This is a genomic window from Flavimobilis rhizosphaerae, assembly GCF_014852685.1.
GTDB lineage: Bacteria > Actinomycetota > Actinomycetes > Actinomycetales > Cellulomonadaceae > Flavimobilis > Flavimobilis rhizosphaerae.
Genome location: NZ_JACZDF010000001.1, coordinates 241339 through 266331 on the forward strand (window position 1 = coordinate 241339; position 24993 = coordinate 266331).

Annotated in this window: 22 protein-coding genes and 1 pseudogene; 20 read left to right on the forward strand and 3 right to left on the reverse strand. The window is 73.3% G+C overall.

What is annotated here, in order from left to right; genetic code table 11:
- The first annotated feature begins 10 nt into the window (after positions 1-10).
- The 16 genes from hpt (at position 11) to lysS (ending at position 18153) form a co-directional block, all read left to right on the forward strand.
- Positions 11-565: a hypoxanthine phosphoribosyltransferase gene (gene hpt, locus IGS67_RS01005; protein ID WP_102510060.1), complete on the forward strand. Its 555-nt coding sequence runs from the start codon at positions 11-13 to the stop codon at positions 563-565.
- A 142-nt stretch (positions 566-707) separates the two neighbouring features.
- Entirely contained in the window at positions 708-2759 is a 2052-nt protein-coding gene (gene ftsH, locus IGS67_RS01010; protein ID WP_192276931.1) for an ATP-dependent zinc metalloprotease FtsH, read from the forward strand.
- Entirely contained in the window at positions 2756-3349 is a 594-nt protein-coding gene (gene folE / locus IGS67_RS01015) for a GTP cyclohydrolase I FolE (protein WP_192276934.1), read from the forward strand. Before ftsH ends, folE begins: the two co-directional genes overlap by 4 nt.
- 35 nt (positions 3350-3384) lie before the next feature.
- Positions 3385-4281: a dihydropteroate synthase gene (folP, locus tag IGS67_RS01020; protein WP_407925796.1), complete on the forward strand. Its 897-nt coding sequence runs from the start codon at positions 3385-3387 to the stop codon at positions 4279-4281.
- Positions 4278-5435: a 2-amino-4-hydroxy-6-hydroxymethyldihydropteridine diphosphokinase gene (folK, locus tag IGS67_RS01025; RefSeq protein WP_328741323.1), complete on the forward strand. Its 1158-nt coding sequence runs from the start codon at positions 4278-4280 to the stop codon at positions 5433-5435. The genes folP and folK overlap by 4 nt, the downstream gene beginning before the upstream one ends.
- The gene (locus tag IGS67_RS01030; protein ID WP_328741324.1) at positions 5432-5923 is read left to right on the forward strand and encodes a DUF3180 domain-containing protein; all 492 of its coding nucleotides are present in this window, start codon (positions 5432-5434) and stop codon (positions 5921-5923) included. The genes folK and IGS67_RS01030 overlap by 4 nt, the downstream gene beginning before the upstream one ends.
- Before the next feature lie 70 nt (positions 5924-5993).
- Entirely contained in the window at positions 5994-8204 is a 2211-nt protein-coding gene (locus IGS67_RS01035; protein ID WP_192276937.1) for a PH domain-containing protein, read from the forward strand.
- Positions 8201-8692: a PH domain-containing protein gene (locus IGS67_RS01040; RefSeq protein ID WP_192276940.1), complete on the forward strand. Its 492-nt coding sequence runs from the start codon at positions 8201-8203 to the stop codon at positions 8690-8692. The genes IGS67_RS01035 and IGS67_RS01040 overlap by 4 nt, the downstream gene beginning before the upstream one ends.
- Positions 8689-10305 (forward strand): PH domain-containing protein, encoded by a 1617-nt coding sequence (locus IGS67_RS01045; protein WP_328741326.1) that lies wholly within the window; start codon positions 8689-8691, stop codon positions 10303-10305. The genes IGS67_RS01040 and IGS67_RS01045 overlap by 4 nt, the downstream gene beginning before the upstream one ends.
- Entirely contained in the window at positions 10302-11261 is a 960-nt protein-coding gene (locus IGS67_RS01050; protein WP_192276943.1) for a Rossmann-like and DUF2520 domain-containing protein, read from the forward strand. Before IGS67_RS01045 ends, IGS67_RS01050 begins: the two co-directional genes overlap by 4 nt.
- The gene (gene panC / locus IGS67_RS01055; RefSeq protein WP_192276946.1) at positions 11258-12187 is read left to right on the forward strand and encodes a pantoate--beta-alanine ligase; all 930 of its coding nucleotides are present in this window, start codon (positions 11258-11260) and stop codon (positions 12185-12187) included. The genes IGS67_RS01050 and panC overlap by 4 nt, the downstream gene beginning before the upstream one ends.
- A 9-nt stretch (positions 12188-12196) precedes the next feature.
- Complete coding sequence (gene panD / locus IGS67_RS01060; protein ID WP_102510070.1) at positions 12197-12682, forward strand: aspartate 1-decarboxylase; 486 nt, start codon at positions 12197-12199, stop codon at positions 12680-12682.
- Complete coding sequence (locus tag IGS67_RS01065) at positions 12682-14463, forward strand: L-aspartate oxidase (protein ID WP_192277809.1); 1782 nt, start codon at positions 12682-12684, stop codon at positions 14461-14463. Before panD ends, IGS67_RS01065 begins: the two co-directional genes overlap by 1 nt.
- 28 nt (positions 14464-14491) lie before the next feature.
- Positions 14492-15397 (forward strand): M15 family metallopeptidase, encoded by a 906-nt coding sequence (locus IGS67_RS01070; RefSeq protein WP_192276949.1) that lies wholly within the window; start codon positions 14492-14494, stop codon positions 15395-15397.
- Between the two features lie 200 nt (positions 15398-15597).
- On the forward strand, positions 15598-16455 hold the full coding sequence (gene nadC, locus IGS67_RS01075) for a carboxylating nicotinate-nucleotide diphosphorylase (RefSeq protein WP_192277811.1): 858 nt from the start codon (positions 15598-15600) through the stop codon (positions 16453-16455).
- 174 nt (positions 16456-16629) lie between these two features.
- Positions 16630-18153 (forward strand): lysine--tRNA ligase, encoded by a 1524-nt coding sequence (gene lysS / locus IGS67_RS01080; RefSeq protein ID WP_328741390.1) that lies wholly within the window; start codon positions 16630-16632, stop codon positions 18151-18153.
- Positions 18154-18304: 151 nt separating this feature from the next.
- On the opposite strand, the pseudogene IGS67_RS01085 reads toward lysS, so the two are convergent.
- Positions 18305-18535 (reverse strand): annotated as a pseudogene (locus IGS67_RS01085) (ABC transporter permease subunit); the annotation flags it as partial.
- 47 nt (positions 18536-18582) lie between these two features.
- On the opposite strand from IGS67_RS01085, the gene IGS67_RS01090 reads away from it, so the two are divergent.
- Both IGS67_RS01090 and IGS67_RS01095 read left to right on the forward strand, forming a co-directional pair.
- Positions 18583-18768, forward strand: coding sequence for a hypothetical protein (locus tag IGS67_RS01090; protein ID WP_192276955.1), 186 nt, complete (start codon positions 18583-18585; stop codon positions 18766-18768).
- Between the two features lie 238 nt (positions 18769-19006).
- Positions 19007-19339: a histone-like nucleoid-structuring protein Lsr2 gene (locus tag IGS67_RS01095; RefSeq protein ID WP_192276958.1), complete on the forward strand. Its 333-nt coding sequence runs from the start codon at positions 19007-19009 to the stop codon at positions 19337-19339.
- A 183-nt stretch (positions 19340-19522) separates the two neighbouring features.
- On the opposite strand, the gene IGS67_RS01100 is transcribed toward IGS67_RS01095, so the two are convergent.
- Positions 19523-20980, reverse strand: coding sequence for a xylulokinase (locus tag IGS67_RS01100; protein ID WP_192276961.1), 1458 nt, complete (start codon positions 20978-20980; stop codon positions 19523-19525).
- A 164-nt stretch (positions 20981-21144) separates the two neighbouring features.
- Positions 21145-22332, reverse strand: coding sequence for a xylose isomerase (gene xylA, locus IGS67_RS01105; protein ID WP_192276964.1), 1188 nt, complete (start codon positions 22330-22332; stop codon positions 21145-21147).
- 65 nt (positions 22333-22397) lie between these two features.
- Here xylA and IGS67_RS01110 point away from each other — a divergent pair, with 65 nt between their 5' ends.
- Entirely contained in the window at positions 22398-23621 is a 1224-nt protein-coding gene (locus tag IGS67_RS01110) for an ROK family transcriptional regulator (protein WP_192276967.1), read from the forward strand.
- Positions 23622-23809: 188 nt separating this feature from the next.
- A complete protein-coding gene (locus IGS67_RS01115) occupies positions 23810-24925 on the forward strand; it encodes a lactonase family protein (RefSeq protein WP_192276970.1) in 1116 nt (371 codons plus the stop codon).
- Positions 24926-24993 lie beyond the last annotated feature (68 nt).

Here is a 24993-nt window from a genome sequence, read left to right on the forward strand (position 1 = left end):
GAGCCCTTTCGTGGACCTGTCCGACATCGGCAACGACATCGATCACGTTCTGCTGACCGAGGAGCAGATCGGCGCCCGTCTCGACGAGATGGCCGCGCAGATCGACGCGGACTACGCGGGCAAGGACCTCCTGCTCGTCGGCGTCCTCAAGGGTGCGGTCATGGTGATGGCCGACCTCTCCCGCCGCCTGCACACGGCCGCGACGATGGACTGGATGGCGGTGTCGTCCTACGGCTCCGGCACGAAGTCCTCGGGCGTCGTCCGGATCCTCAAGGACCTGGACACGGACCTCACGGACCGTCACGTGCTCATCGTCGAGGACATCGTCGACTCGGGTCTCACGCTCTCGTGGCTCCTGTCGAACCTGCGCTCGCGCGGCCCGGCGTCCGTCGAGATCGCTGCCGCGATGCGCAAGCCCGACGCGGTGAAGGTCGACATCGACGTCCGCTACGTCGGCTTCGACATCCCCAACGAGTTCGTCGTCGGCTATGGCCTCGACTACGCGGAGAAGTACCGCAACCTCCCGTTCGTCGGGACGCTTGCGCCGCACGTCTACGAGCGCTGAGCACCACGGGGCGTCCCGGCACCGGGACGCCCCGGCCCCGGCCGTCCTGCCCTGGGCGAACACGCAGGAATGGTCCAGCCTCGCGATGTACGGTCGGGAGCGGAACTCCCGCGAGCGGAAGGAACGGGTACGCCCGTAGCCGATGAACGTCAAGAAGATCGCCAAGGGCCCCCTCGTGTGGGTCCTGCTCGTCGTCGTGCTGCTCTGGATCGGCTTCGCCGTGTTCGCGGGCCAGGGCGTCAAGCGCATCGACACGTCGCAGGGCCTTGCCCTGCTCAAGGGGACGACGGTCGAGCGTGCAGTCGTCGTCGACGGCGACCAGCGCGTGCGCCTCACGCTCACCGAGCCGTTCGTCGACGGTAAGACGGACAAGGGCAAGGTCGTCGAGTTCTTCTACGTCCAGCCCCAGGGCCCGGACGTCGTCGACGCGGTCTCTGCCGCAAGCCTCGCGAAGGGCTACGACTCCGAGATCGCGCGCGTGAGCTTTCTCGCGTCGATGTTCTCGGTGCTCGTCCCGTTCCTCATCATCGGCGTCATCTTCTTCTTCCTCATGAGCCGCATGCAGGGCGGCGGCAGCCGGGTCATGGGCTTCGGCAAGTCGCGTGCCAAGCTCGTCGGCAAGGAGTCGCCGCAGGTGACGTTCGCCGACGTCGCGGGCGCCGACGAGGCCGTCGAGGAGCTTCACGAGATCAAGGAGTTCCTCCAGGAGCCCGCGAAGTTCCAGGCCGTGGGCGCCAAGATCCCCAAGGGCGTGCTCCTCTATGGCCCCCCGGGAACCGGTAAGACGCTCCTCGCACGCGCTGTCGCGGGCGAGGCTGGCGTCCCGTTCTACACGATCTCCGGCTCCGACTTCGTCGAGATGTTCGTCGGCGTCGGCGCGAGCCGCGTCCGCGACCTCTTCCAGCAGGCCAAGGAGAACTCCCCGGCGATCATCTTCGTCGACGAGATCGACGCCGTCGGCCGCCACCGCGGCGCCGGCATGGGGGGAGGGCACGACGAGCGCGAGCAGACGCTCAACCAGCTCCTCGTCGAGATGGACGGCTTCGACCCCAAGGCGAACGTCATCCTCATCGCTGCGACGAACCGCCCCGACATCCTCGACCCCGCGCTCCTGCGCCCGGGCCGCTTCGACCGCCAGGTCGCCGTCGAGGCCCCGGACCTCAAGGGCCGCGAGGCGATCCTCAAGGTGCACGCGCGCGGCAAGCCGATCGTCGAGGGTATCGACCTCGCGATGGTCGCCAAGCGCACACCCGGCTTCACGGGCGCGGACCTCGCGAACGTCCTCAACGAGGCGGCGCTGCTCACGGCGCGCTCGGGCGCGCACCTCATCGACGACCGCGCGCTCGACGAGGCGATCGACCGTGTCATCGCCGGCCCGCAGAAGCGCACGCGGGTGATGAACACCAAGGAGCAGAAGATCACCGCGTACCACGAGGGCGGCCACGCGCTCGTCGCGGCGGCGATGCGCTACACGGACCCCGTGACGAAGGTGACGATCCTGCCGCGCGGCCGCGCCCTCGGCTATACGATGGTCCTGCCGACGCAGGACAAGTACTCGACGACCCGCAACGAGCTGCTCGACCAGATCGCGTACGCGATGGGCGGCCGGGTCGCCGAGGAGCTCGTCTTCCACGACCCCACGACCGGCGCGTCGAACGACATCGAGAAGGCCACGGCGACCGCCCGCAAGATGGTCACCGAGTACGGCATGAGCGAGCGCGTCGGCGCGATCCGCCTTGGCTCGACGGACGGCGAGCCGTTCCTCGGCCGCGACATCGGTCACCAGCGCGACTACTCCGAGGCCGTCGCCGGCACGGTCGACCACGAGGTCCGCAAGCTCGTCGACGCAGCCCATGACGAGGCGTGGGAGGTGCTCGTCGAGTACCGCGACGTCCTCGACCACCTCGTCCTCGAGCTCCTCGAGAAGGAGACGCTCAACGAGGCCGAGCTCGCCGAGATCTTCGCGCCCGTCGTCAAGCGCCCCCCGCGCGAGGTGTGGCTCTCGAGCGAGCAGCGCACCGTCTCGTCACGTCCCCCGGTCCTCACGGACGCCGAGAAGGCCGAGCGCGGTGACGCGCCGATCGTCCCGCAGGATGAGGGCACGGGCCGCGAGGAGCACCCCGCGGAGACGATCGGCGAGGTGCCCGACGGCGGCACGCCGGGCGGGGCCGTCGGGAACGAGGTGTCGGAATGACGAACGCAGAAGAGCTTCCGGACCGCAGGGTCGACCTCGACCGGGCGGCGGCCGCGGTGCGCGAGCTGCTGCTCGCGGTCGGGGAGGACCCGGACCGCGAGGGCCTGCGCGAGACGCCGGCCCGCGTCGCGCGCGCGTACGCGGAGGTCTTCGCAGGTCTCAGCCAGGACCCTGCGGACGTGCTCGGCACGACGTTCGACATCGGCCACGAAGAGATGATCCTCGTCAAGGACATCGAGCTCTACTCGACGTGCGAGCATCACCTCGTGCCGTTCCACGGCGTCGCGCACGTCGGGTACATCCCTGGTGTCGACGGCCGCGTCACGGGCCTGTCGAAGCTCGCACGCCTCGTCGAGGTCTTCGCACGACGCCCGCAGGTCCAGGAACGGCTGACGTCGCAGATCGCCGACGCGCTCGTCGAGCACCTCGAGCCGCGCGGAGTCCTCGTCGTCGTCGAGTGCGAGCACCTGTGCATGTCGATGCGCGGCGTTCGCAAGCCCGGCGCCCGCACCGTGACGAGCGCCGTGCGTGGCCAGATGCGCGACGTCGCGACGCGTGCCGAGGCCATGAGCCTCGTCCTCGGTCGCTGACAGGGCCCGCAACGCCCGCCGCTAGGCTGACGCCTGTGCCCCGCCCCGACCACCCGGCTCCGCTCCCCGCGAGCCTCGCCCGCCTCGACCGCACGCTCGTCATGGGCGTCCTCAACGTCACGCCCGACTCCTTCTCGGACGGGGGCGAGTGGTTCGGGCCCGAGGCCGCGGTCGCGCACGGCGTGCTCCTCGCCTCCCAGGGAGCCGACCTCGTCGACGTCGGCGGCGAGTCGACCCGTCCCGGGGCGGCACGGGTGCCGGAGGACGAAGAGCTTGCGCGCGTCCTCCCGGTCGTCCGTGAGCTCACGGCGCGCGGCGTGCCCGTGAGCATCGACACGACCCGTGCCCGCGTCGCGGCACGCGCGGTCGAGGCTGGCGCCGTCGTCGTCAACGACGTCTCGGGAGGCCTCGCCGAGCCCGGGATCTACGACGTCGTCGCCCGCACGGGCGTCGTCTACGTCGCGATGCACTGGCGCGGTCACGCCGACGTCATGGACTCCCTCGCCGTGTACGACGACGTCGTCACCGACGTCCGGGATGAGCTCGCCGAGCGCGTCGCCGACCTCGTGGCCGCGGGTGTCGCGCGTGAGCAGGTCGTCCTCGACCCGGGCCTCGGCTTCGCGAAGCCCGGCGCCGCGAACTGGCCGCTGCTCGCGGCCCTCGACGAGCTGCTCGCGCTCGATCTTCCCGTGCTCGTGGGCGCCTCGCGCAAGAGGTTCCTCGGTACGCTGCTCGCAGGGCCGGACGGGCAGCCGGCACCCCCGCTCGCACGTGACGGTGCGACGGCCGCGATCTCCGCGCTCGCCGCGGCGGCCGGCGCCTGGTGCGTGCGGGTGCACGACGTCCCGGGCTCCGTCGACGCGGTCCGGGTCGCACGCGCGTGGGACGGCGCACGCCGGCCGCGCACCCTGAACACCGAGGAGCAGAAGTGACGATCTTGCCCGGCCCGGTTCTCGACGCCCACGGCCGCCAGCTCGACCAGGTGCGGCTCACGGGTTTGTCCGCGACGGGCTTCCACGGCGTGCTCGACCACGAGCGGGCCGAGGGGCAGACGTTCGTCGCCGACGTCACCGTCCACGTCGACACGCGTCGTGCGGCCGCGTCGGACGACCTCGCGCACACGCTCAACTACGCCGAGCTCGCCGCCGAGGTCGTCGAGATCCTCGGCGGTCCTGCGGTGCGGCTCGTCGAGACGCTCGCGGAGCAGATCGCGTCGGCGGCTCTCGACCACACGCTCGTCGCGGCGGTCGACGTCGCGGTCCACAAGCCGTCCGCACCTGTCGGGGTGCCGTTCGGGGACGTCGTCGTCGCGATTCGTCGCGACCGCGTCAAGCTGCCGTCCGCACGTTTCGACCCCGCTGCCGCACCGGCGACGTCCGTCGCGACGATCGGTGCGCCCGCCGCTCCCGACGCGGTACGGCCCGCGGCCGCGCCCGCACCGGTGCCGCCGCCCCCGGCCGGGATCCCGGCGCTCGCGCCGTCCGACGACGATCCCGCGACCGGCCTCGTCGACCCCGTCCCTGTGCCTGAGCCCGACCTCATGGACCGCGCCCCGGCCGGTCCCGTGAAGGCGGTTCTCGCCCTCGGCTCGAACATGGGCGACCCGCGCGAGATCCTCACGCGGGCGATCGAGGACCTCGCGGGCGCGCCCGGCCTCGAGGTGCTCAAGGTCGCGCCCCTTGCGCGCACCGCAGCCGTCGGGGGCGTCGAGCAGCCTGACTTCCTCAACACCGTCCTCCTCGTGCGCACGACGCTCGCGCCCCGCGCACTGCTGCGCGTCGCGCACGCCGTCGAGCAGGAGCACCACCGGACGCGCGACGTCCGCTGGGGCCCCCGGACGCTCGACGTCGACCTCATCACGTACGAGGGCGTCGTCGGCGTCACCGACGACCTCGAGCTGCCGCACCCGCGCGCACACGAGCGTGCGTTCGTCCTCGCACCGTGGGCGGAGATCGAGCCCGATGCGGTGCTGCCCGGCCTCGGCGGCGGCCCCGTCGCGGCGCTGGCCGCGACGGCCCCCGACCGTGAGGGCGTGCGCTGGCTGCGGCTCGACTGGACGTCAGGCGACGGGGGGTCACGTCCGTGACCTCCGGGCTCCGGGTGCGCTGGCTCGTCGCTCTCGCGATCGCGGCCGCGACGCTCGGGTGGGGCGTGCTTGCACTCGTCGAGAAGGGCGGCGGCGTCGTCGGGCGCGTCGCGTGGCCGGTGGCCGTGACGCTCGTGCTGCTCGCAGCGGTCGTCCTCTGGTTCGGGTGGGCGGTGCGCCGGTACACGCAGGGCAGGCGTCCGTCGTTGTCCGGGCTCCGCGCGGCGCGCACACTCGTGCTCGCGCAGTCGGCCGCGCTCACGGGCGCTGCGCTCACCGGCTGGTACCTCGCGCACGTCCTGCTCGTCGCGGGCAACCTCGACGTCGCGGCGCTGAGGAGCAAGGCCCTGTGGGCGGGCCTCGCAGCGCTCGCCGCGGTGACGCTCACGGTCGCGGGCGTCGTCGTCGAACGCTGGTGCCGCGTGCGCGGCAGCGACGGCGACGACGACGGGACGCCACCGCGCTCGGCGAACGCCACGCCGGCGTAGCCGTTCGCCGGACTGCGCGGGCGAGCGTCGCGGGCTAGGCTCTCCCGGTCACGTCGCGGGGGAGTGGGGGATGCAGGTGCGGAGCGAGGCGATCGACTGGGTGCTGCCCTCGCCACGGCAGGTCCGGGCGCGATGCGAGACGGCGCTGTGGTGGCTTGGTGTGCCGCTCACCCTGAGCGCGGCCGTCGCGCTCCTCTGGACGCGCTGGGCGTGGCTCGCCGCTGCGGTCCTCGCGCTCTGGCTCGTGTGGATCCTCGCGACCGCGCGTCCGCACGTCCGCGGGCTCGCGTGGACTGCGACCGACGACGCGTTCGTCGCCCGCTCGGGATGGTGGGTCCGCAGCGTGAGGAGCCTGCCGTGGTCGCGCGTGCGGTCGGTCGAGCTCTCCGAGGGGATCATCGACACCCGGCTGGGGATCGCGTCGCTCGTCGTCAAGGTTCCGGGGCTCGGGATCCCCGTCAAGGGTCTGGCGCCCGACGAGGCGAAGGCGCTGCGGGACGAGCTTCTCGCGAGGTCCGCGCCCGACAAGGTGCTGCCCGGAGAGGCGCGCGGGACGGCGCCCGTCTCCTCGGCGCCCGACTCCTCGGTGCCGGTCTCCGCGGCGCCCGTCGCCCCCGACGGCAGCGTCGTCACCGACACCGAGGAGCCGCAGCACGAGCCCGCCCCACCCCCTGAGCCTGCGGAACCCGCTGCGACCCCTGAGGCTGCCGAGCCTGACCTCGACTTCCCGTGGTTCCGCGCCCACCCCTTGAGCGACGTCGCCGAGTCCTTCTCCGCGCTCCTCGGCCTGGCAGGCATCGGCGCGTACCTCGCGCTCCGGGAGGCCGAGGACGTGGGCGGCGTGCTCGACTGGGCGACGCGCACCGCGACGGACCCGCGCTGGGCGTCGCTCGCCGTCGCGGTCGTCGTGGCGATCGCACTGTGGTCGGAGGTGTCACGTCGCAGGACGTGGTGGGCGCTCGACGACGACGTCCTCCACCAGCGGTCCACCGGACGGGCGCGCACGAGCACGAGCGTACGGCTCGACCGGATCGACGGGGTCGACCTCGCGTCGTCCGTCGGGGCACGCCTCTTCGGTCTCGCCCAGCTCACGGTGCTCGTCGCGGACGGTGACGAGCCGATGACCGTCGGTCACCAGCGGCGCGAGGCCGCCGAGGCGATGCGCGAGCGGCTGCTGAGCCACGGGGCCGCCCATTTGGACGAGGTGACGGCGGGTCCCGCGCCCGACGCAGGTTCCGGCTCGGCGCGCTCGACGGCGGAGCACCACCCTGCGCCCGACGCCGACCGCCCGGCGCCGGGAGGGGCCCGGACGTCGGGCGAGCACCACGCTGCGCCCGGCGACGACCGCCGACCCGCGCGTGTGCGGCTTGTGCGCACCGACCGCCGCACCGTCGTGCGCGCGTTCGTCCTGCGCGACCCGGTCGCGGCCGCGCTCGTCGGGTCGCTCGTGCTCGCCGTCGTCGCGCTCACGGTGCCCGCGGCGCGCGAGGGGCTCTTCCTCGCCGCCGGCGGGGTCGCGTTCGCGGGCCGACGCGCGTGGACGCAGATCGACCAGGGCACGGGCCGCACGGTCGAGCGCGCCGGAGGCGACCTCCACGTCGCGTCGGGGCTCGCGACCCGCACCGAGAAGACTGTGCGGGCGGGCCGCGTCCACGCGGTGCGGCTCGGCACTCGCCCCCAGTGGTGGGGCGCGGACCTCTGGACGGTCACGGTGCTCACCGGTTCCGACGACGGCTCGGACGACGAGACCGACGACGACGAGCTCTCGGGCGCGCTCCTGCCCGCGGCCGACGCCGCGACCGCGCTCACCGTCGCGCAGGAGGCGCTCCCGGCGCTCGCCCGGGTCGACCGTCGGCTGCTCGCCGACCTCTGGCCCGGCGCGCGCGGCGTCATCCACCCCGACCCGACGGTCGACGGTGCCCCCGTGAGCGTGCTGCGGATGCCGGACCGCGCGTGGTGGCTCGCGCCGCTCACGTGGCGCGTGCGCACGGCAGCGCTCGCGGGCGACGGGCTGCTCGTGCGCACGGGGCGGCTCGCGCCGCGCGTGACGTTCGTGCCGCTGCACCGCGTCCAGGGCGTCGCCCTCGAGCAGGGGCCGCTCCTGCGCCGAGCAAGGGTCGTCACGGTCGCCGTGCATCTCGTCGACGGACCCGTCAAGGTCGACGTCGGGCCGCTCGAGGCGGCCGCCGCGCAGCACCTCGCGGCCGAGCTCGCCGTCGCGGCCAGGAAGGACCTCCGTGTAGGCACGATGTCCGACGCTGGTGGGACACTGTGCGCATGACCACCGAGCCCAGCCCGTTCGACCTGCCTGGCATCACCTGGCAGCGCGTCTCGCCCCGACTCGTCCCGGCCCGCCAGATCGCGGTCGCCCTCACGCTCGTCGTGCCCCTCCTCGTGGGGGTCGTCCTCGCGGTGCTCGTCCATCCCGCGTTCTGGGTGCTCGCGGGCGTCGTGGCGGTGCTGTGGGCATGGATCGCGATCGTCGTCGTGCGGCAGGTCCGCGCGATCGGCTATGTCGAGCGCGAGGACGACCTCCTCATCCGCAAGGGTGTGATGTTCCGCAACCTCGTCGTCGTGCCGTACGGGCGCATGCAGTACGTCGAGGAGACGCAGGGCCCGCTCGCGCGCATCTTCGGCATCAAGTCGCTCCAGCTCCACACGGCTGCGGCAACGACTGACGCGTCGATCGATGGCCTCGACCCGGCGGAAGCCGCACGGCTCCGCGACCGGCTCGCGTCGCGCGGCGAGGCGCGGCTGGCCGGGCTGTGAGCGCCCGCAGCACCGCGCCCGAGCTCGAGCCCGAGACCGGGCTCGCCTGGCGGCGCATGCATCCCGTGACGCCCGTCGTGCGCGGTTGGACCGTCATCGCGGTGCTCCTGTTCATCGTCCTGCAGAACTCGGCGGAGAACCTCGGGGACCTCGGTGAGGCCGCCGATCTCGCGCGCGGGGTGGGACTCCTCTGGCTGCTCGGCGGCGTCGCCGTCGTCCTGCTCGTCGTCGGGCTGTACTGCTGGGTCGCGTGGCGCTTCACGCGCTACGCGATCGGCACGGACGCCGTCCACCTGCGCAAGGGCATCGTCTTCCGGCAGCAGAAGCAGGCGCGCCTCGACCGGCTCCAGGCCGTCGACATCGTCCAACCCCTCCTGGCACGTGCGTTCTCGCTCGCCGAGCTCAAGCTCGAGGTCGCCGGTGGCGCCGGCTCGGGCGTCGCGATCGGCTTCCTGCGGCGAGCCGAGGCCGACGCCCTGCGCGCGGAGCTGCTCGCGCGCGCCGCGGGCGTCGACGTCGCCGAGGGTGAGGAGGCCCCGGTCGCGCCCGAGCGGGTCCTCTACGAGGTGCCGTTCGGGACGACGTTCGGCTCGGTGCTGCGCTCGTTCGTCACGCCGGTGCTCCTGCTCCTTGTCGTGGGCGTCGTCGTCGCGGTCGTCGTCACCTCGAGCGCCGCACCGATCTTCTCGCTCCTGCCCGCCCTGTTCGGCTTCGGCGGGTACGTGTTCCAGCGGCTCGTCTCCGAGGCGAACTTCGTCGGCGCGGTCTCGCCCGACGGCATCCGGTCGCGCTCGGGGCTCCTCGAGACGCGGTCGCAGACGATCCCGCCCGGCCGTGTCCAGGCGATCCGCATGCGTCAGCCGCTCCTGTGGCGGCGCAAGGACTGGTGGCGCGTCGACGTCACGGTCGCGGGCTACGTGCTCGGCACGGACACCAAGGAGGTCTCGACGCTCCTGCTGCCCGTCGGCCCGCGCGCCACGGCGTTCGACGCCCTGTGGCTCGTCCTGCCGGACCTTGGCGTCGAGGACCCGCTCGCGCTCCTCGCGACCGGCCTCGACGGGCAGGGGCCCGACGGCGGGTTCACGACGAGCCCACGGTCGGCCCGCTGGCTCGACCCGCTCACGTGGCGTCGCAACGGGTACGCGGTCACGGGCCGGTGCCTCGTCATCCGTCGCGGCAGGCTCACCCGCAGCCTCACGCTCGTCCCGCACGAGCGCACGCAGTCGCTCGCGCTCCAGCAGGGGCCGTGGCAGCGGCGGCTCGGTCTGGCGAGCGTCGCGCTCCACGTGACGCTCGGGCCCGTCCAGGCGTCCGTCCACCACCTCGCGTCGCGCGAGGCCGCGCGGCTGCTCGACGAGCAGGACGCCCGCGCCCGCTCCGCCCGCCGTGCCGAGGGCCCCGAGCAGTGGATGCGGCGTGTCGCACCGGAGCTCGTGGAGCAGGTCGAGGAGGAAGCGCAGGTCGACGGCACGGCGCCGGACGGTTCCGCGCCCGACACCGTGGTGCCCGAGGACGACGCGCCCCGCTCCGTGATGCCCGCGGATGTCGCACCTGACGTCACCGCAACGCCCGACGACGCCGCGCGGTCCGCAGACGAGGAGTTCCGCGCGTGAGCACAGCCCGCCCCGGGCGGCTCAGGGTCGGCGTCGTCGGCGCGGGTCGCGTCGGTGCCGTCCTCGGTGCCGCGATGCGCGCGCTCGAGCACGACGTCGTCGGCGTCTCCGCGGTCTCCGAGGAGTCGCTCGAGCGCGCCGCGACCCTCCTGCCCGGAGTGCCCGTCCTCGAGGTGCCCGACGTCGTACGGTCGGCGCAGCTCGTGCTTCTCACCGTCCCGGACGACGCGCTCGGCGACCTCGTCACAGGCCTGGCGGCACTCGGGGCGTGGCAGCCCGGACAGCTCGTCATCCACACGTCCGGCCGCTTCGGCACGTACGTCCTCGCGCCCGCCGCGGCGGCAGGCGCGATCCCGCTCGCGCTCCATCCCGCGATGACGTTCACGGGCACGTCGCTCGACCTCGCGCGGCTCGAGGGCACGTCGTTCGCAGTGACGTGCGGCCCGACCGTCCAGGCGATCGGTCAGGCGATCGTCATGGAGCTCGGCGGCGACCCCGTCGTCCTGCCCGAGGAACGCCGCGGGCTCTACCACGCGGCCCTCGCTCACGCGTCGAACCACCTCGTCGTCCTCGTCTCGCAGGCCGCCCAGGCGCTCGGCGCCGGAGGGGTCGAGCAGCCCGGCGCGGTCCTCGGTCCGCTCCTCCGAGCGGCGCTCGACGGAGCCCTGCGCGCCGCCGACGTCGCGGACTCGGCGCAGCCGCCGTCAGCCGCCGACCCCGGCGCGATGTCCGCGCTCACGGGACCCGTCGTCCGCGGTGACGTCGGCACGGTGCGTGAGCACCTCGACGTGCTCGCAGGACTCGCTGCAGAAGAAGACGCGCTCGACGTCCTCGACTCCTACCGGGTGCTCGCGCGCGCGGCCGCCGCGCGGTCCGTGCGGACGGGACGTCTCGCCGAGGGCCCGGCACGCGAGATCATGGACGTGCTCGCCCAGGACCACCCGGAGGAACCATGACCAGCCCGACCGTCGCCCGCACCCGCGCAGAGCTCGACGCGGCCCTGTGGTCGCCCGAGGCGCTGGCGGGCGTCGACCTCGAAGCCTTCGAGGAGACCGGTGAGGTCCCGCGCCGCGCCGTCGTCATGACGATGGGCGCGCTGCACGACGGGCACCTCGCGCTCGTGCGCGCGGCCCGTGAGGCCGTCGGCCCCGAGGGGCAGGTCGTCGTCACCGACTTCGTCAACCCGCTGCAGTTCGGGCCCGGCGAGGACTACGAGCGCTACCCGCGCGACCTCGACGCCGACCTCGCGACCCTTGCGCGCGGCGGCGCCCGCGTCGACGTCGTCTTCGCGCCGTCGGCCGCAGAGATGTACCCGTCGGGGCCGATCGTCCGCGTCTCGTCGGGCACGATCGGCACCGTCCTCGAGGGCGCGATCCGCCCGGGGCACTTCGACGGCGTCCTCACGGTCGTCCTCAAGCTCCTCAACCTCGTCGCCCCGGACGTCGCGGTGTTCGGTGAGAAGGACGCTCAGCAGCTCCTCGCGATCCGGCGCATGGTCCTCGACCTCGAGCTGCCCGTCGAGATCGTCGGCGTGCCGATCGTGCGGCAGCCCGACGGCCTCGCACTGTCGTCGCGCAACGCCTACCTGAGCGACGAGGAGCGCGCCCGCGCGCTCGCGCTGTCCGGCGCGCTGCGCGCCGGCGCCGAGGCCGGGGAGCGGGGCGCGGACGCCGTCCGGGCGGCGGCGACGGCCGTTCTCGAGGCCGCCGGGGTGGACCCCGACTACCTCACGCTCGTCGACCCGACTACCGTGGAGGACGTGCCCGCGTCTTTCGCGGGCGGCGCGCTGCTGCTCGTCGCGGCGCGCGTCGGCACGACCCGACTCATCGACAACACGGCCGTCGACGTCGTCCCGCCGAGCGCGGGCGGCGCCACGGCCTGAGGATCCCTCATGAACACCACACCTCCCGCGTCGCTCCAGCGCCCCATGATGATCGCGAAGATCCACCGGGCCACGGTCACGCAGGCGGACCTCCACTACGTCGGCTCGATCACGGTCGACGCCGACCTCCTGCGTGCCGCCGACCTCGTCGCGGGGCAGAAGGTCGACGTCGTCGACGTGACGAACGGCTCACGCCTGTCGACCTACGTCATCCCCGGCGAGCCCGGCTCGGGTCAGATCTGCATCAACGGCGCGGCCGCGCACCTCGTGCACCCGGGCGACACGGTCATCCTCATCGCGTACGGCCTCATGAACGACGCCGACGCGCGCACGTTCATGCCGCACGTCGTCTTCGTCGACGCGGACAACAGGATCGTCGACATCAACGAGGAGCCGGGTCTCGTGCCTGAGGGCTACGGCCTCGAGGCGTCGGGCCTGCCCATCGCGGGCTTCCAGGGCCACGGGGCCCCGCAGGACGCGACGGACCTCGCGTGATGACGCTCGACCCGGCGCTCACGAGCGCCGCCGCGAGCGTCGCGATCGAGCAGACCCGTCCCGTCCTTGCGCGACGCCTCACGGCGCCCGCGCCGGGCTGGACGGCGCACGCCGACGTCGTCGTCGTCGGCTCCGGCATCGCGGGCCTCACGGCGGCGCTCGAGCTGCGTCGGCGTCTGGGCCCCGACGGCCGGGTCATGCTCGTCACCAAGGGCGAGCTCTCGTCGGGCTCGACCGTGTGGGCGCAGGGCGGCATCGCTGCGGCGCTCGCGCCGACCGACTCCCCGGACGCGCACCTGGCCGACACGCTCGTCGCGGGCGTCGGCGTGTGCGACCGCGAGGCCGTCGAGGTGCTCGTCACCGAGGGCCCCGACCGCGTGCGCGAGCTCGTCGGTCTCGGTGCGCACTTCGACCTCGCAGCCGACGGCGACATCGCGCTCACGCGTGAGGGCGGGCACCATGCGGACCGCATCGCGCACGCGGGCGGCGACGCGACGGGCGCCGAGATCTCGCGCGCCCTCATCGCGCAGCTCGAGGCCGTGCTGGGCGATCCGGGCATCGAGATCGTCGAGCACGCGCTCGTCCTCGACCTCCTCCAGGGGCCGGCGTCGCTCGACGCCGAGGGCCGCGAGGTCCCCGGCGCGGTCGCGGGCTTGACGCTCCACGTCATCGGCGAGGGTCGGCGCGACGGCGTCGGTGCGGTGCTCGCGCCAGCGGTCATCCTCGCGACGGGCGGCATCGGCCAGGTGTACCGTTCCTCGACCAACCCGGTGCAGGCGACGGGCGACGGCGACGCGCTCGCCCTGCGTGCGGGGGCGACGCTCGGCGACGTCGAGTTCGTCCAGTTCCACCCGACAGTCCTGTGGGCTGGCTCAGGTGTGCGCGGCCAGCTGACCCTCGTCTCGGAGGCCGTGCGCGGCGAGGGCGCGCTCCTCGTCGACATCGACGGCGTGCGGTTCATGCCGGACGTCCACCCCATGGCGGAGCTCGCGCCGCGCGACGTCGTCGCGCACGCGATCGTCGAGCGGCTCCGCCTCACCGAGGCCAACCACGTGTACCTCGACGCTCGTCACCTCGGCGCGGACTTCCTCCGCGAGCGGTTCCCGACGATCACGGAGCGGCTGCTCGAGCACGGCATCGACTGGACGACGGACCTCGTGCCCGTCGCTCCCGCGCAGCACTACCACTCCGGCGGCGTCGTCACGGACCTCCATGGCCGCTCGACGGTGCCGGGCCTGTACGCCGCGGGCGAGGTCGCGTGCACGGGAGTGCACGGCGCCAACCGCCTCGCGTCGAACTCGCTCCTCGAGGGGCTCGTCTTCGCGCACCGCGCGGCTGTCGACGTCGCCGCGCGTCTCGCGTCGGGCGAGCTCACGCGCGTCGAACCGGTCCCTCACGAGGGCCGCACGGCGCTCGTCGCGGCCGCGATGCGCTCGCGCGTGCAGCGCGCGGCGGCGACCGGACCGGGCGTGCTGCGCTCGCGCGAGGGTCTGCTCGCGTCGCTCGAGCGTCTCGCCGCGGTGCCGACGAACGGCGGGCCGCGGCCCGCCGGCGTCGTCGACGCTCACCCGCAGGTCGCCGAGTGGGAGACGACGAACATCCACCAGATCGCAACCGTCCTCGCGGCGACAGCCCTCGAGCGCGAGGAGTCGCGCGGCGGGCACTTCCGCACCGACTTCCCCGAGCGGGACGACGCGTGGCTGCTGCGGATCGACGTGCGGCTCACCTCCGACGGCACGCTCGAGATCCTCCACCGGGCCCACACCTCGGTGGCGCGCTGACGTCGCACGGCGTCGCTACGATCACCGGATGACCCCCGCTCCGCGTGTGCGTGCGCGGCGTCGGCGACGACGTTCCGCGCTCGTCGTCGCGCCGCTGCTCGTCGTCGCCGCTGGCGTCTCCGCGTTCGTCGCGCTCGAGAACCTCGCGCCTCCGACGGTGCGGTCGTTCGTCCTGTCGGTCGGCGCGTCGGTCCTCGGGGAGCCTTCGGACGCGCCGACGAGCCCCGGCCCCGGGACCCCTGCGCCGTCGCCGACGTCGGAGGCCCCGACGTCCACGGTCACGCCCACGGACACGCCTGCCGACGAGCCCACCGTCGACGCCCCCGATCCGACGCCGTCGGGCCGCGGCTACGACGTCGACTCGCCGGACTCGATCACCGTCGTCGTCAACAAGCTGCGGCCGTTGTCGCCGCTCGAGCACCGTCCCGACGACCTCGTGCCGGTCTCCGGCGCGGCCGTGACGATGCGCGCGGAGGCCGCGGACGCGCTCGCCGAGCTCCGTGCGGACGCTCAGGAGGACGGCAACCCCATGGCCGTGCACTCGGCGATGCGCTCGTACCAGGAGCAGCGCACGACGTTCGAGGGCTGGGTCGCGCAGATGGGCCGCGAGCAGGCGGAGCGTTCGTCGGCGCGCGCGGGGTTCTCCGAGCACCAGACGGGCCTCGCCGTCGACGTCGTGGCGACGGGTGACACGTGCGGCGTCATGAGCTGCTTCGGGGAGACCGACGCGTCGGCGTGGCTCGTCGCGAACGCGCACCGGTACGGGTTCGTCGTCCGGTTCGACGGCGCGCACGAGGAGTGGACGGGGTACAAGGCCGAACCGTGGCACCTGCGCTACGTCGGGGTCGAGGTCGCGACCGCGGTCCACGAGGCGGGCGGCCCGTCGCTCGAGGAGTACTTCGGGCTCGAACCCGCGCCCGACTACGCGGACTGAGCCGCGCCCGCGGCGTCCGTCGCTGTGCCCGAACCCTGTGGGACGGGCCCGCCCGCGTGCGGTAGCGTTCGGGCGTGACCACCCCTGCCACGGCGATCTCGCCTGCCTCCGCCGCGCCCAACGCGCCCGCGTACCCGTCCGACCCGACCCTTCCCGGTGACCCCGGGCCGGGCCGGGCCTGGATCGCCGCGACGGTCGCGATGGCGCTCGACGAGGACCTCGGCTCCGTCAACCGACGCGACGTGACGACGCAGGCGACGATCTCGCCGTCGGTGCGCGGCACGGCGGACCTCGTCGCGCGCGAGGACGGCACGGTCGCGGGGCTCAGCGCGGTGCGGGAGACGCTCACGCAGGTGTGCGAGATCTTCGACCTCGCGCCCGTGCAGGTCGAGCACCTCGTCGTCGACGGCGAGCGCGTGCGTGCGGGGCAGGTGCTCGCGCACCTCACGGGCCCGGTCCAGGCGCTGCTCGTCGCGGAGCGCACGATGCTCAACATCGCGTCGCGTGCGTCGGGCGTCGCGACGGCCGCACGTGCGTGGACGGACGTGCTCGACACGGTCGTGCGGCCCGACGGGTCGAGGGCGCGTGTGCTTGACACGCGTAAGACGACGCCGGGTCTGCGCGCGCTCGACAAGTACGCGGTGCGCTGCGGCGGCGGCACGAACAAGCGCATGGGTCTGTACGACGTCGCGATGATCAAGGACAACCACGTCGTCGCGGCGGGATCGGTCGCGGCCGCGGTCGCGTCGGTGCGCGAGCGGTTCCCGGAGGTCGCGGTGCAGGTCGAGGCGGACACGCAGGCGCAGGCGGTCGAGGCCGTCGAGGCCGGTGCCGACTTCCTGCTGCTCGACAACATGGACGACGACGCGCTGCGCGCGACGGTCGAGGCGGTGCGTGCGCTCGAGGCGTCTCGGGGCCGGGTGGAGCTCGAGGCGACGGGCAACCTGTCGCTCGAGCGTGCGGCGTCGGTCGCGGCGACGGGCGTCGACTACATGAGCGTCGGTGCCCTCACGCACAGCGCCCCGATCCTCGACCTGGCCCTGGATCTCCGAGCCTGACCCCACCCCGACTTCCGCGAGATAGCGGTTGGCGGACGAGATAGCGCGTGAGGCGCGCTATCTCGTCCTGGCAGCGCTATCTCGCGGGGCGTTTTCCAGGGGAGGGGGGCGCTGGAGGTCGGTAGGATTGGGCGCGTGACTGCCTCCGACTCCACGCGTAGCGACGCGCCCGCGATCCAGGACCCTTCGGCCGCCCCGGCGGACGACACCCCCGAGCAGATCCGGGTCCGCAAGGAGAAGCGCGAGCGACTCCTCGCGTCCGGCCAGGAGGCCTACCCCGTCTCGGTGCCCGTGACGACGACGATCTCCGCGGTCCGCGCGCAGTACGGCCACCTCGAGGCGGGCGTCGAGACCGACGACGTCGTCGGCGTCGCCGGACGTGTCGTCTTCCTCCGCAACACCGGCAAGCTCTGCTTCGTCACCGTCCAGGACGGCGCTGGCGAGCGCCTCCAGGCGATGCTCTCGCTCGCGGCCGTCGGCGAGGAGCGCCTCGCGGCGTTCAAGGCTGACGTCGACCTCGGCGACCACCTCTTCGTCGGCGGACGGGTCGGCTCGTCGCGCCGCGGCGAGCTCTCCGTCTTCGTCGACACGTGGCAGCTTGCCGCGAAGTCGCTGCGCCCGCTGCCCAACCTCTACCAGCGGGAGGACGGCTCGACGGCCGAGCTCTCCGAGGAGGCGCGCGTCCGCCAGCGGTACGTCGACCTCATCACGCGCCCCGCGGCGCGCGACATGGTGCGCACGCGCGCAGCCGTCGTGCGGTCGCTGCGCGAGAACTTCCACGAGCGCGACTTCATCGAGATCGAGACGCCCATGCTCCAGACGATCCACGGCGGTGCCGCGGCTCGTCCGTTCTCGACGCACATGAACGCGTTCGACATGGAGCTCTTCCTGCGCATCGCTCCCGAGCTCTTCCTCAAGCGTGCTGTCGTCGGCGGCATCGAGAAGGTCTTCGAGATCAACCGGAACTTCCGCAACGAGGGAGCGGACTCGAGCCACTCGCCCGAGTTCACGATGATCGAGGCGTACGAGGCCTACGGCGACTACGACACGATGGCCGCCCTCACGCGCGACCTCGTGCAGCAGGCGGCCGTCGCAGCCCGCGGCACGACGCTCGTCACCCTCGCGGACGGCACCGAGTACGATCTCGGCGGCGAGTGGGCCGAGATCACGATGTACGACTCGCTCTCCGAGAAGCTCGGCGAGGAGATCACCGCGGACACGACCGTCGAGCACCTGCTCGCGCTCGTGGAGCGCTTCGACCTCAAGGTCGACCCCAAGAAGCAGAACCACGGCAAGCTCGTCGAGGAGCTGTGGGAGCACCACGTCGGCGACCACCTCGTCGCGCCGACGTTCGTGCGTGACTTCCCGGTCGAGACGAGCCCACTCACGCGCGGTCACCGGTCCAAGCCGGGTCTCGTCGAGAAGTGGGACCTCTACGTGCGCGGCTTCGAGCTCGCGACGGCGTACTCCGAGCTCGTCGACCCGGTGATCCAGCGCGAGCGCTTCGAGGCGCAGGCGCTGCTCGCCGCGGCGGGTGACGACGAGGCGATGGTCCTCGACGAGGAGTTCCTCACGGCCATGGAGTTCGCGATGCCGCCGAGCGGTGGCATGGGCATGGGCCTTGACCGCCTGCTCATGGCGATCACGGGCTACGGCATCCGGGAGACCATCACGTTCCCGCTGGTCAAGCCGCTCTGACCGACGTCGCCCCTGGTGACGCACGAGTCCGGGCTTCTGGTCACCCCCGGTGACCAGAAGCCCGGACTCGTGCTACGCCCGCTCCTCCCCAGGATTCCGCGCGTATAGCTACTCGCAGCAGCCATACGCGCGGAATCCTGGGTCGGTTGGGTCAGGCGGCGGCGTTGCGGCGCTTGTTGAGGATGTCGAACGCGACGGCCGCGAGGAGCACGAGACCCTTGACGGTCTGCTGCCACTCGGCGGGCACGTTCATGAGCGACAGACCCATGTTGAGAACGCCCATGATGAGCGCGCCGATGATCGCGCCGGACACCTTGCCGATACCGCCCGTGACGGCCGTGCCGCCGATGAACGCCGCGGCGATCGCGTCGAGCTCGAAGTTCACGCTGCGGGCTCCCCGTCGGCGGTGCACGAACGTACGATGGAGGCGTGCAACCCTTCCTCGACGCTGTCGGCGCCCTTGTCCCCTCGGTCGGCGTGGGCGTGCTCTTCTGGCTCGGCATCCGCGCGATCATGCGTGCCGACCGCAGCGAGCGCGAGGCGCTCGCAAAGTTCGAGGCCGAGCGCGACGGCGTCTCCGTCGCGCCGAACAACACCGCCGCGCGAGAGCGCTGACGCTTCTTCTTGACGACGCCTCTGCGCGTCGAGGGGTGCCATTCTCCGGGCGAATCCCTGCGGCCCGACCCGTGATCCCCGCTGGCGCTTCCCCGTCTCATCAGGCGACCCTGGGCGGCAGCTCCCCAATAGTGGCAATATCGTGAGCCTGCGGCTGCACAGAATCTTTTGACGGCGCCCGACGTCCGTGAACATAATTGCTCGACCACTCACGCGACGACGAAGCCGGAGACAAGAAATGGCACAGAGGACAGTGGTGATTCTCGAGGACGACATCGACGGTGGTGAGGCGACCGAGACCGTGACGTTCGGGCTCGACGGCGTCACCTACGAGATCGACCTCAACGACAAGAACGCGGCCGACCTTCGCGCCGCTCTCGCACCCTGGGTCGGCCACGGACGTCGCATCGCCCGTGGTGGACGCGCAGCCGCCCCCGCCCGCACCGCTCGCAAGCGCGGCAGCTCGGATGCGACCGTCATGCGTGAATGGGCGCGCGCGAACGGATACACCGTCAACGACCGTGGCCGCATCTCTGCTGAGATTCGCGCCGCCTACGAAGCCGCTCACTGAGCACGCTGCATTTCCCGGAATCGCCCCCGACGATTCCGTCCCGCGAGGCCCGACGACGACGATCGTCGGGCCTCGCGGCGTCTGGCACGTAGCGCGCAAGCGTCGGCCGATGATGGACGCACCACGCCACCTCACGCCCTGCGGCTTTCCCAGGAATGCCTGGCGAGAAGGATCGGGTGAATTTCAAGCCCGGTCGAGGACGTGCCTTCGGGCGGCGGCATAACGCGACCGCACGCGCTTGGTCGTCGCGCGTCCCTCCGCGCTGAGATCCGCACGCACCAACTCACCCGCACCCGCGAGATCGTCCCAGGCAGGCGGTTCCCCGCCGCCGGCGAGCGCCCACGCGGCCTGCCGTGCCGCACCGTCCGCGACGTACTCGCCCGCGAGCGGTACGAGCACGTCGACGCCGAGCACGACGGGGGCGATCGCGCGCACCGCGGGCGACTTCGCGCCACCGCCGACGAGGATCGCGCGGCGCGGCGTCGTCCCGTGCCGGACGATCTCGTCGAGTCCGTCGGCGAGCGCGCACAGCATGCCCTCGACGAACGCGCGGGCCATGTGCGCGGATGTCGCGTTCGCGAGCGTGAGGCCGTGGAGCGACCCGCTCGCGTCAGGCAGGTTGGGCGTGCGCTCGCCCTCGAGGTACGGGACGAGCACGAGCCCGTCAGCGCCCGCGGGCGCCTCGAGCGCGAGCTCGGCGAGACGGTCGTAGTCGACGCCGAGGACGTTGCACGCGGCGTCGAGGATGCGAGACCCGTTGAGCGTGCACACGAGCGGCAGAAAGCGGCCGGTCGCATCCGCGAAGCCGGCGACGAGCCCGGACGCGTCGGACGTCGGGGAGGTCGCGACGGCGGCGACGACTCCGGAGGTGCCGAGCGACACCGAGACGTCGCCCTCGCCGAGGCCGAGGCCGAGCGCGGCGCCCGCGTTGTCGCCTGCGCCGACTCCGACGACGGCGCCGCGCGTGAGCTCGCAGTCCGTCGTGCCGGCGGACTCGCCGGCGCCGAGGACGCGGGGCAGGACGACGTCGTCGCGACCGAGCGCGAGCGCGAGGAGATCGCGACGGTACTCGCCCGTCGTCGGCGACCAGTAGCTCGTCCCAGAGACGTCGGAGCGGTCCGTCGTGAGGTCCTCGAGCGAACGCGCCCCGCGCAGGCGCCACGTGAGCCAGTCGTGCGGGAGGCACACCGCCGCGACGCGCGCGGCGTTCTCCGGCTCGACGCGCGCGAGCCAGCGGAGCTTCGTCACCGTGAACGACGCGACGGGAACGGCGCCGACCGCGTCGGCCCACGCCCGCGCGCCGCGCTCGGGGTCGCCGTCTCCGAGCTCGGCGACGAGGTCGCGGGCGTCGGGGGCGGACGACGTGTCGTTCCACAGCATCGCGGGGCGGATGACGTGGCCGTCGGCGTCGAGCGCGACCATGCCGTGCTGCTGGCCGCCGACGGCGATCGCGGCGACGTCGTCGAGGCCGCCGGCGTCCGCGGCGGCCGCGACGAGCGCGTCCCACCAGGCTTCGGGGTCGACGGTCGTGCCGTCCGGGTGCGAGGCGCGGCCCTCGCGCACGAGGGCGCCGGTTGTGGCGTCGCGGATGACGATCTTGCAGGACTGCGTGGAGGAGTCCACGCCGGCGACGAGGGTCATGTGTGTGTCCAAGGGGGTGCTGGTGGTCGACGGGGTGGATGTGGCGAGGGCGGCCCTCCTGGTGGGGGAGGGCCGCCCGGCTGCGCCGGCCGTGTCGAGCCCCGTGAGGGGCCGGCTGGCGAGCGTGCGCGCCGGGGCTGACGGAGGATCCCCGGCGCGGCGTCTCAGCGAGCTCCGATGGCGTGCTCGAGCGCGAGCTGGTTGAGGCGGACGAAGCCGAAGCCGCGCGCGGCGACCTCGTCGACGTCGACGTCCTCGTAGACCGAGGTGTCGGCGAGGAACGACTCGAGGGTCTCGTCCGCCGCGAGGGTCGGCTGGGCGAGCTCGAGGACGCCCGCGGCCTCGAGGGCCTCCTGGACCTCGGGGTCGGCGCGGAACGCGAGGGCGCGCTCCTTGAGGAGGAGGTAGGTGCGCATGTTGGCGGCGGCGGAGTCCCACACGCCCTGCACGTCCTCGGTGCGCGAGGGCTTGTAGTCGAAGTGGACGGGGCCGTCGTAGCGGGGGCCGCCGCCCGGGAAGCCGTTGACGAGGAGGTCGACGGTTGCGAAGGCGCTGAAGAGGTCGCCGTGGCCGAAGACGAGGTCCTGGTCGTACTTGATCGAGCGCTGGCCGTTGAGGTCGATGTGGAAGAGCTTGTCGGCCCAGAGCGCCTGGGCGAGGCCCGTCGTGTAGTTGAGGCCGGCCATCTGCTCGTGGCCCGTCTCGGGGTTGAGGCCGACGATGTCGCCGTTCTCGAGCTTCGCGATGAGTGCGAGGGCGTGGCCGACGGTGGGCAGGAGGATGTCGCCGCGGGGCTCGTTGGGCTTGGGCTCGAGCGCGATGCGGAGGTCGTAGCCCTTCGACTTGATGTAGGCGGCGACGGTGTCGATGCCCTCGGCGTAGCGCTCGTGCGCGGCGTAGAGGTCCTTGGCGGAGTCGTACTCGGCGCCCTCGCGGCCGCCCCACATGACGAACGTGCTCGCGCCGAGCTCGGCGGCGAGGTCGACGTTGCGCAGGACCTTGCGGAGGCCGTAGCGGCGGACGCGGCGGTCGTTCGAGGTGAAGGCCCCGTCCTTGAAGATGGGGTGCGAGAAGGTGTTGGTGGTGACCATCTCCACGGTGATGCCGGTCTCGGTGAGGGCACCCTTGAAGCGGTCGAGGATGCGGTCGCGCTCGGCGGTGTCGGAGCCGAAGGGGACGACGTCGTCGTCGTGGAAGGTGACGTGCGCGGCGCCGAGCTCGGCGAGGCGGTGGACCGACTCGACGGGGTCGAGGTCGGGGCGGCTCGCGGATCCGAACTGGTCCTGGGCGCTCCAGCCGACGGTCCAGAGGCCGAACGAGAACTTGTCAGCGGGGGTGGGGGTGAGCGACATGGGGTCTCCTCGTCGAGATTTGTATTGTGGATGAACTTATCGCCGTCCGGCGGTAGGGTCAACCCATGCCGACAAGCAAGCAGCCCCCACGCCGCGGACCCGCCCGGGGAACCGCCGCGCGTCAGGCGAGCCTGCGCGAGCACAACCTCTCGCTCGTCCTCGGCCACGTGCTCGACGCCGACGCCCCTGTCTCCCGCGCCGACCTCGCCGCCGCGACCGGCCTCACGCGCGCGACGGTCTCCGCGCTCGTCGACCTCCTCGTCGAGTCCCGCGTCCTCGCCGAGGGCGAGCCCGTCCAGACCGGCACCGCCGGACGCCCTGCCGTCCCGCTCACGCCCGCCCGCGGAACCCTCGCCGGCCTCGGCCTCGAGGTCAACGTCGACTACCTCGGGGTGCGTGCCGTCGACCTTGCGGGAGACGTCCTTGCCGACGTCGTCGTCCCCGGCGACCACCACGCGTCCGACCCCGCCGTCGTCCTCGCGGACCTCGCCGCCCGCGCCGCGGACGTCGCCCACGACCTCGAAGCGCGCGGCGTCGACGTCGTCGGCGCAAGCCTCGCCCTGCCAGGCCTCGTCGACCCGTCCGCCGACCGGCTCCGCGTCGCTCCCAACCTCGGCTGGGCCGACGTCGACCTCTCCGCGCTGCGCGAGGTTGCTCCGTTCGACCGCCTCGGTCTCACCGTCACGAACGAGGCCAACCTCGCGGCCGTCGCCGAGTGGCGCGCCCGCAGGCGCGCCCTGCCGAGCTTCCTCTACGTCTCGGGCGAGGTCGGCATCGGTGGCGCCCTCGTCCACGAGCACGCCGTCTTCGGAGGCGTCCGAGGCTGGTCGGGCGAGCTCGGCCACACGACCGTCGAGCCCGACGGCCCCCTGTGCGCGTGCGGCGCCCACGGCTGCCTCGAGGCCTATGCGGGCAAGGACGCGCTCATGATCGCGGCGGGCCTCGACCGGCTCGGTCCCCTCGTCGACCTCTGTGCCCGGGCCGACGAGGGCGACGCGCCGGCGCTCGCCGCCCTCGCGCGAGGTGGCTGGGCGCTCGGCGTCGCGCTCGCGAGCTTCGTCAACCTCACCGACGTCGCGCACATCGTCCTCGGCGGCATCTACGGTCCGCTCGAGCCCTACCTGCGCGCGCACGTCGCCGCGGAGCTCGAGGCGCGCGTGCTCACGGCGCCGCGCGAGGACCTCGTCGTCGAGCCGTCGCTCGCGGGTGCCGAGGCCGCGATGACGGGGGGAGCGGTCGAGGTCCTCCGCGGCCTCGCCGCCGACCCGTCCTCCCGCCTCCCCGCCTGACCCCCACCCCCACTCCCGGACTTTCGCGAGATAGCGCTCCCCGGCCGAGATAGCGGTCTGCAGACGCTATCTCGGCGCGGGGCCGCTATCTCGGCGACGTCCCGGGGCACGGGGATCGTGCGGGGTGGGGCGTGCTGGTTGGATGGGGACATCCCCGGCGGCAGCGCCGCCCCGACGGAAGGATCCCCGTGGACCCCGTGCGCCTGTGGCTCGGCACCTACCCGAGCAGCGACGACGCCCCCGAGCAGCCCTCGGGCGTGCGCCGCGTCGACCTCCTGCCCGACGGCACCCTCGTCGACCGCGGCACCGCTGCCGAGCTGCCCCACGCCTCCTGGGTCGAGCTCCACCCCGCGGGCCGCACCCTCTGGGCGACGAGCGAGACGCCCGACGGTCTTGTCGTCGCCTACGACGTCGACGGCGACACCCTCACCGAGGTTGCACGCCTCGCCGCAGGCGGCGACTACCCGTGCCACCTCGCGATCGTCGCGGGCCCGCACGACGGCGCCCTGCTCGTCTCGAACTACGGCTCAGGCACGCTCACGGTCGTGCCGCTCGACGCCGACGGCCGCCCGACGGGTGACGGCGTCACGCACGTCCACCTCGGCTCGGGCCCGAACCCCGACCGCCAGGGCGAGGCGCACGTCCACTCCGCGTGGGAGCTGCCCGGCGGCGCGTCCGCGTGGGTCGCCGACCTCGGCACGGACGAGCTCCGCCGCTACTCGCTGCGGCCTTCGGGTGCGGAGGGGGAGGTCCGCGTCGAGGCCGACGGCATCGGTGCGCGCGTCACGCCCGGGTCGGGCCCGCGCCACGTCGCGGTCCACCCCGACGGCGTCGCGTTCGTCGTCGGCGAGCTCGACTCGCGCGTGACGACCTTTGTCCTCGACGCCGACGGCGCAGGGGTCGCGGTCGGGGAGCAGGCTGCCTGCACGACCCCGCCCTCGGAGCGCGGCTCCTACCCCGCGCACGTCTCGCTCTCGGCCGACGGCACGCGCCTCCACGTCACCGTGCGCGGCCCCGACGTCCTCGCGACGTTCGCCGTCGAGCGCGACGCGGAGGGTCGCCCGACGGTCCTCCGGCACCTCGCTGACACCCCGCTCGGCGCGTCGTGGCCCCGCCATCACGCGCTCGTCGCGCAGGTCGGCGCCGACGGTGCCGTGACCTCGGGGGAGGGCGGCGACCTCGTGCTCGTCGCGTCGCAGGGCGACGCGTGCCTCGTCGCCGTGCGCGTCGCGGAGGACGGCTCGGGCGAGGTCGTCGGCCGGCTCGACCTGCCGGTGAAGCCGAGCTGCGTCGTCGTCGCCTGACGACGCGCCCCGACGCACGGGGACGACTCGGAGGGCCCCAGCACCGTTCGACGGTGCTGGGGCCCTAC

Excerpts from the sequence above, each read along its gene's own strand:
- ftsH (WP_192276931.1), top strand. The coding sequence starts at position 708 with ATGAACGTCAAGAAGATCGCCAAGGGCCCCCTCGTGTGGGTCCTGCTC.
- folE (WP_192276934.1), top strand. The coding sequence starts at position 2,756 with ATGACGAACGCAGAAGAGCTTCCGGACCGCAGGGTCGACCTCGACCGG.
- IGS67_RS01035 (WP_192276937.1), top strand. The coding sequence starts at position 5,994 with ATGCAGGTGCGGAGCGAGGCGATCGACTGGGTGCTGCCCTCGCCACGG.
- IGS67_RS01040 (WP_192276940.1), top strand. The coding sequence starts at position 8,201 with ATGACCACCGAGCCCAGCCCGTTCGACCTGCCTGGCATCACCTGGCAG.
- panC (WP_192276946.1), top strand. The coding sequence starts at position 11,258 with ATGACCAGCCCGACCGTCGCCCGCACCCGCGCAGAGCTCGACGCGGCC.
- panD (WP_102510070.1), top strand. The coding sequence starts at position 12,197 with ATGAACACCACACCTCCCGCGTCGCTCCAGCGCCCCATGATGATCGCG.
- IGS67_RS01065 (WP_192277809.1), top strand. The coding sequence starts at position 12,682 with ATGACGCTCGACCCGGCGCTCACGAGCGCCGCCGCGAGCGTCGCGATC.
- IGS67_RS01070 (WP_192276949.1), top strand. The coding sequence starts at position 14,492 with ATGACCCCCGCTCCGCGTGTGCGTGCGCGGCGTCGGCGACGACGTTCC.
- nadC (WP_192277811.1), top strand. The coding sequence starts at position 15,598 with ATGGCGCTCGACGAGGACCTCGGCTCCGTCAACCGACGCGACGTGACG.
- IGS67_RS01095 (WP_192276958.1), top strand. The coding sequence starts at position 19,007 with ATGGCACAGAGGACAGTGGTGATTCTCGAGGACGACATCGACGGTGGT.
- IGS67_RS01100 (WP_192276961.1), bottom strand. The coding sequence starts at position 20,980 with ATGACCCTCGTCGCCGGCGTGGACTCCTCCACGCAGTCCTGCAAGATC.
- xylA (WP_192276964.1), bottom strand. The coding sequence starts at position 22,332 with ATGTCGCTCACCCCCACCCCCGCTGACAAGTTCTCGTTCGGCCTCTGG.
- IGS67_RS01110 (WP_192276967.1), top strand. The coding sequence starts at position 22,398 with ATGCCGACAAGCAAGCAGCCCCCACGCCGCGGACCCGCCCGGGGAACC.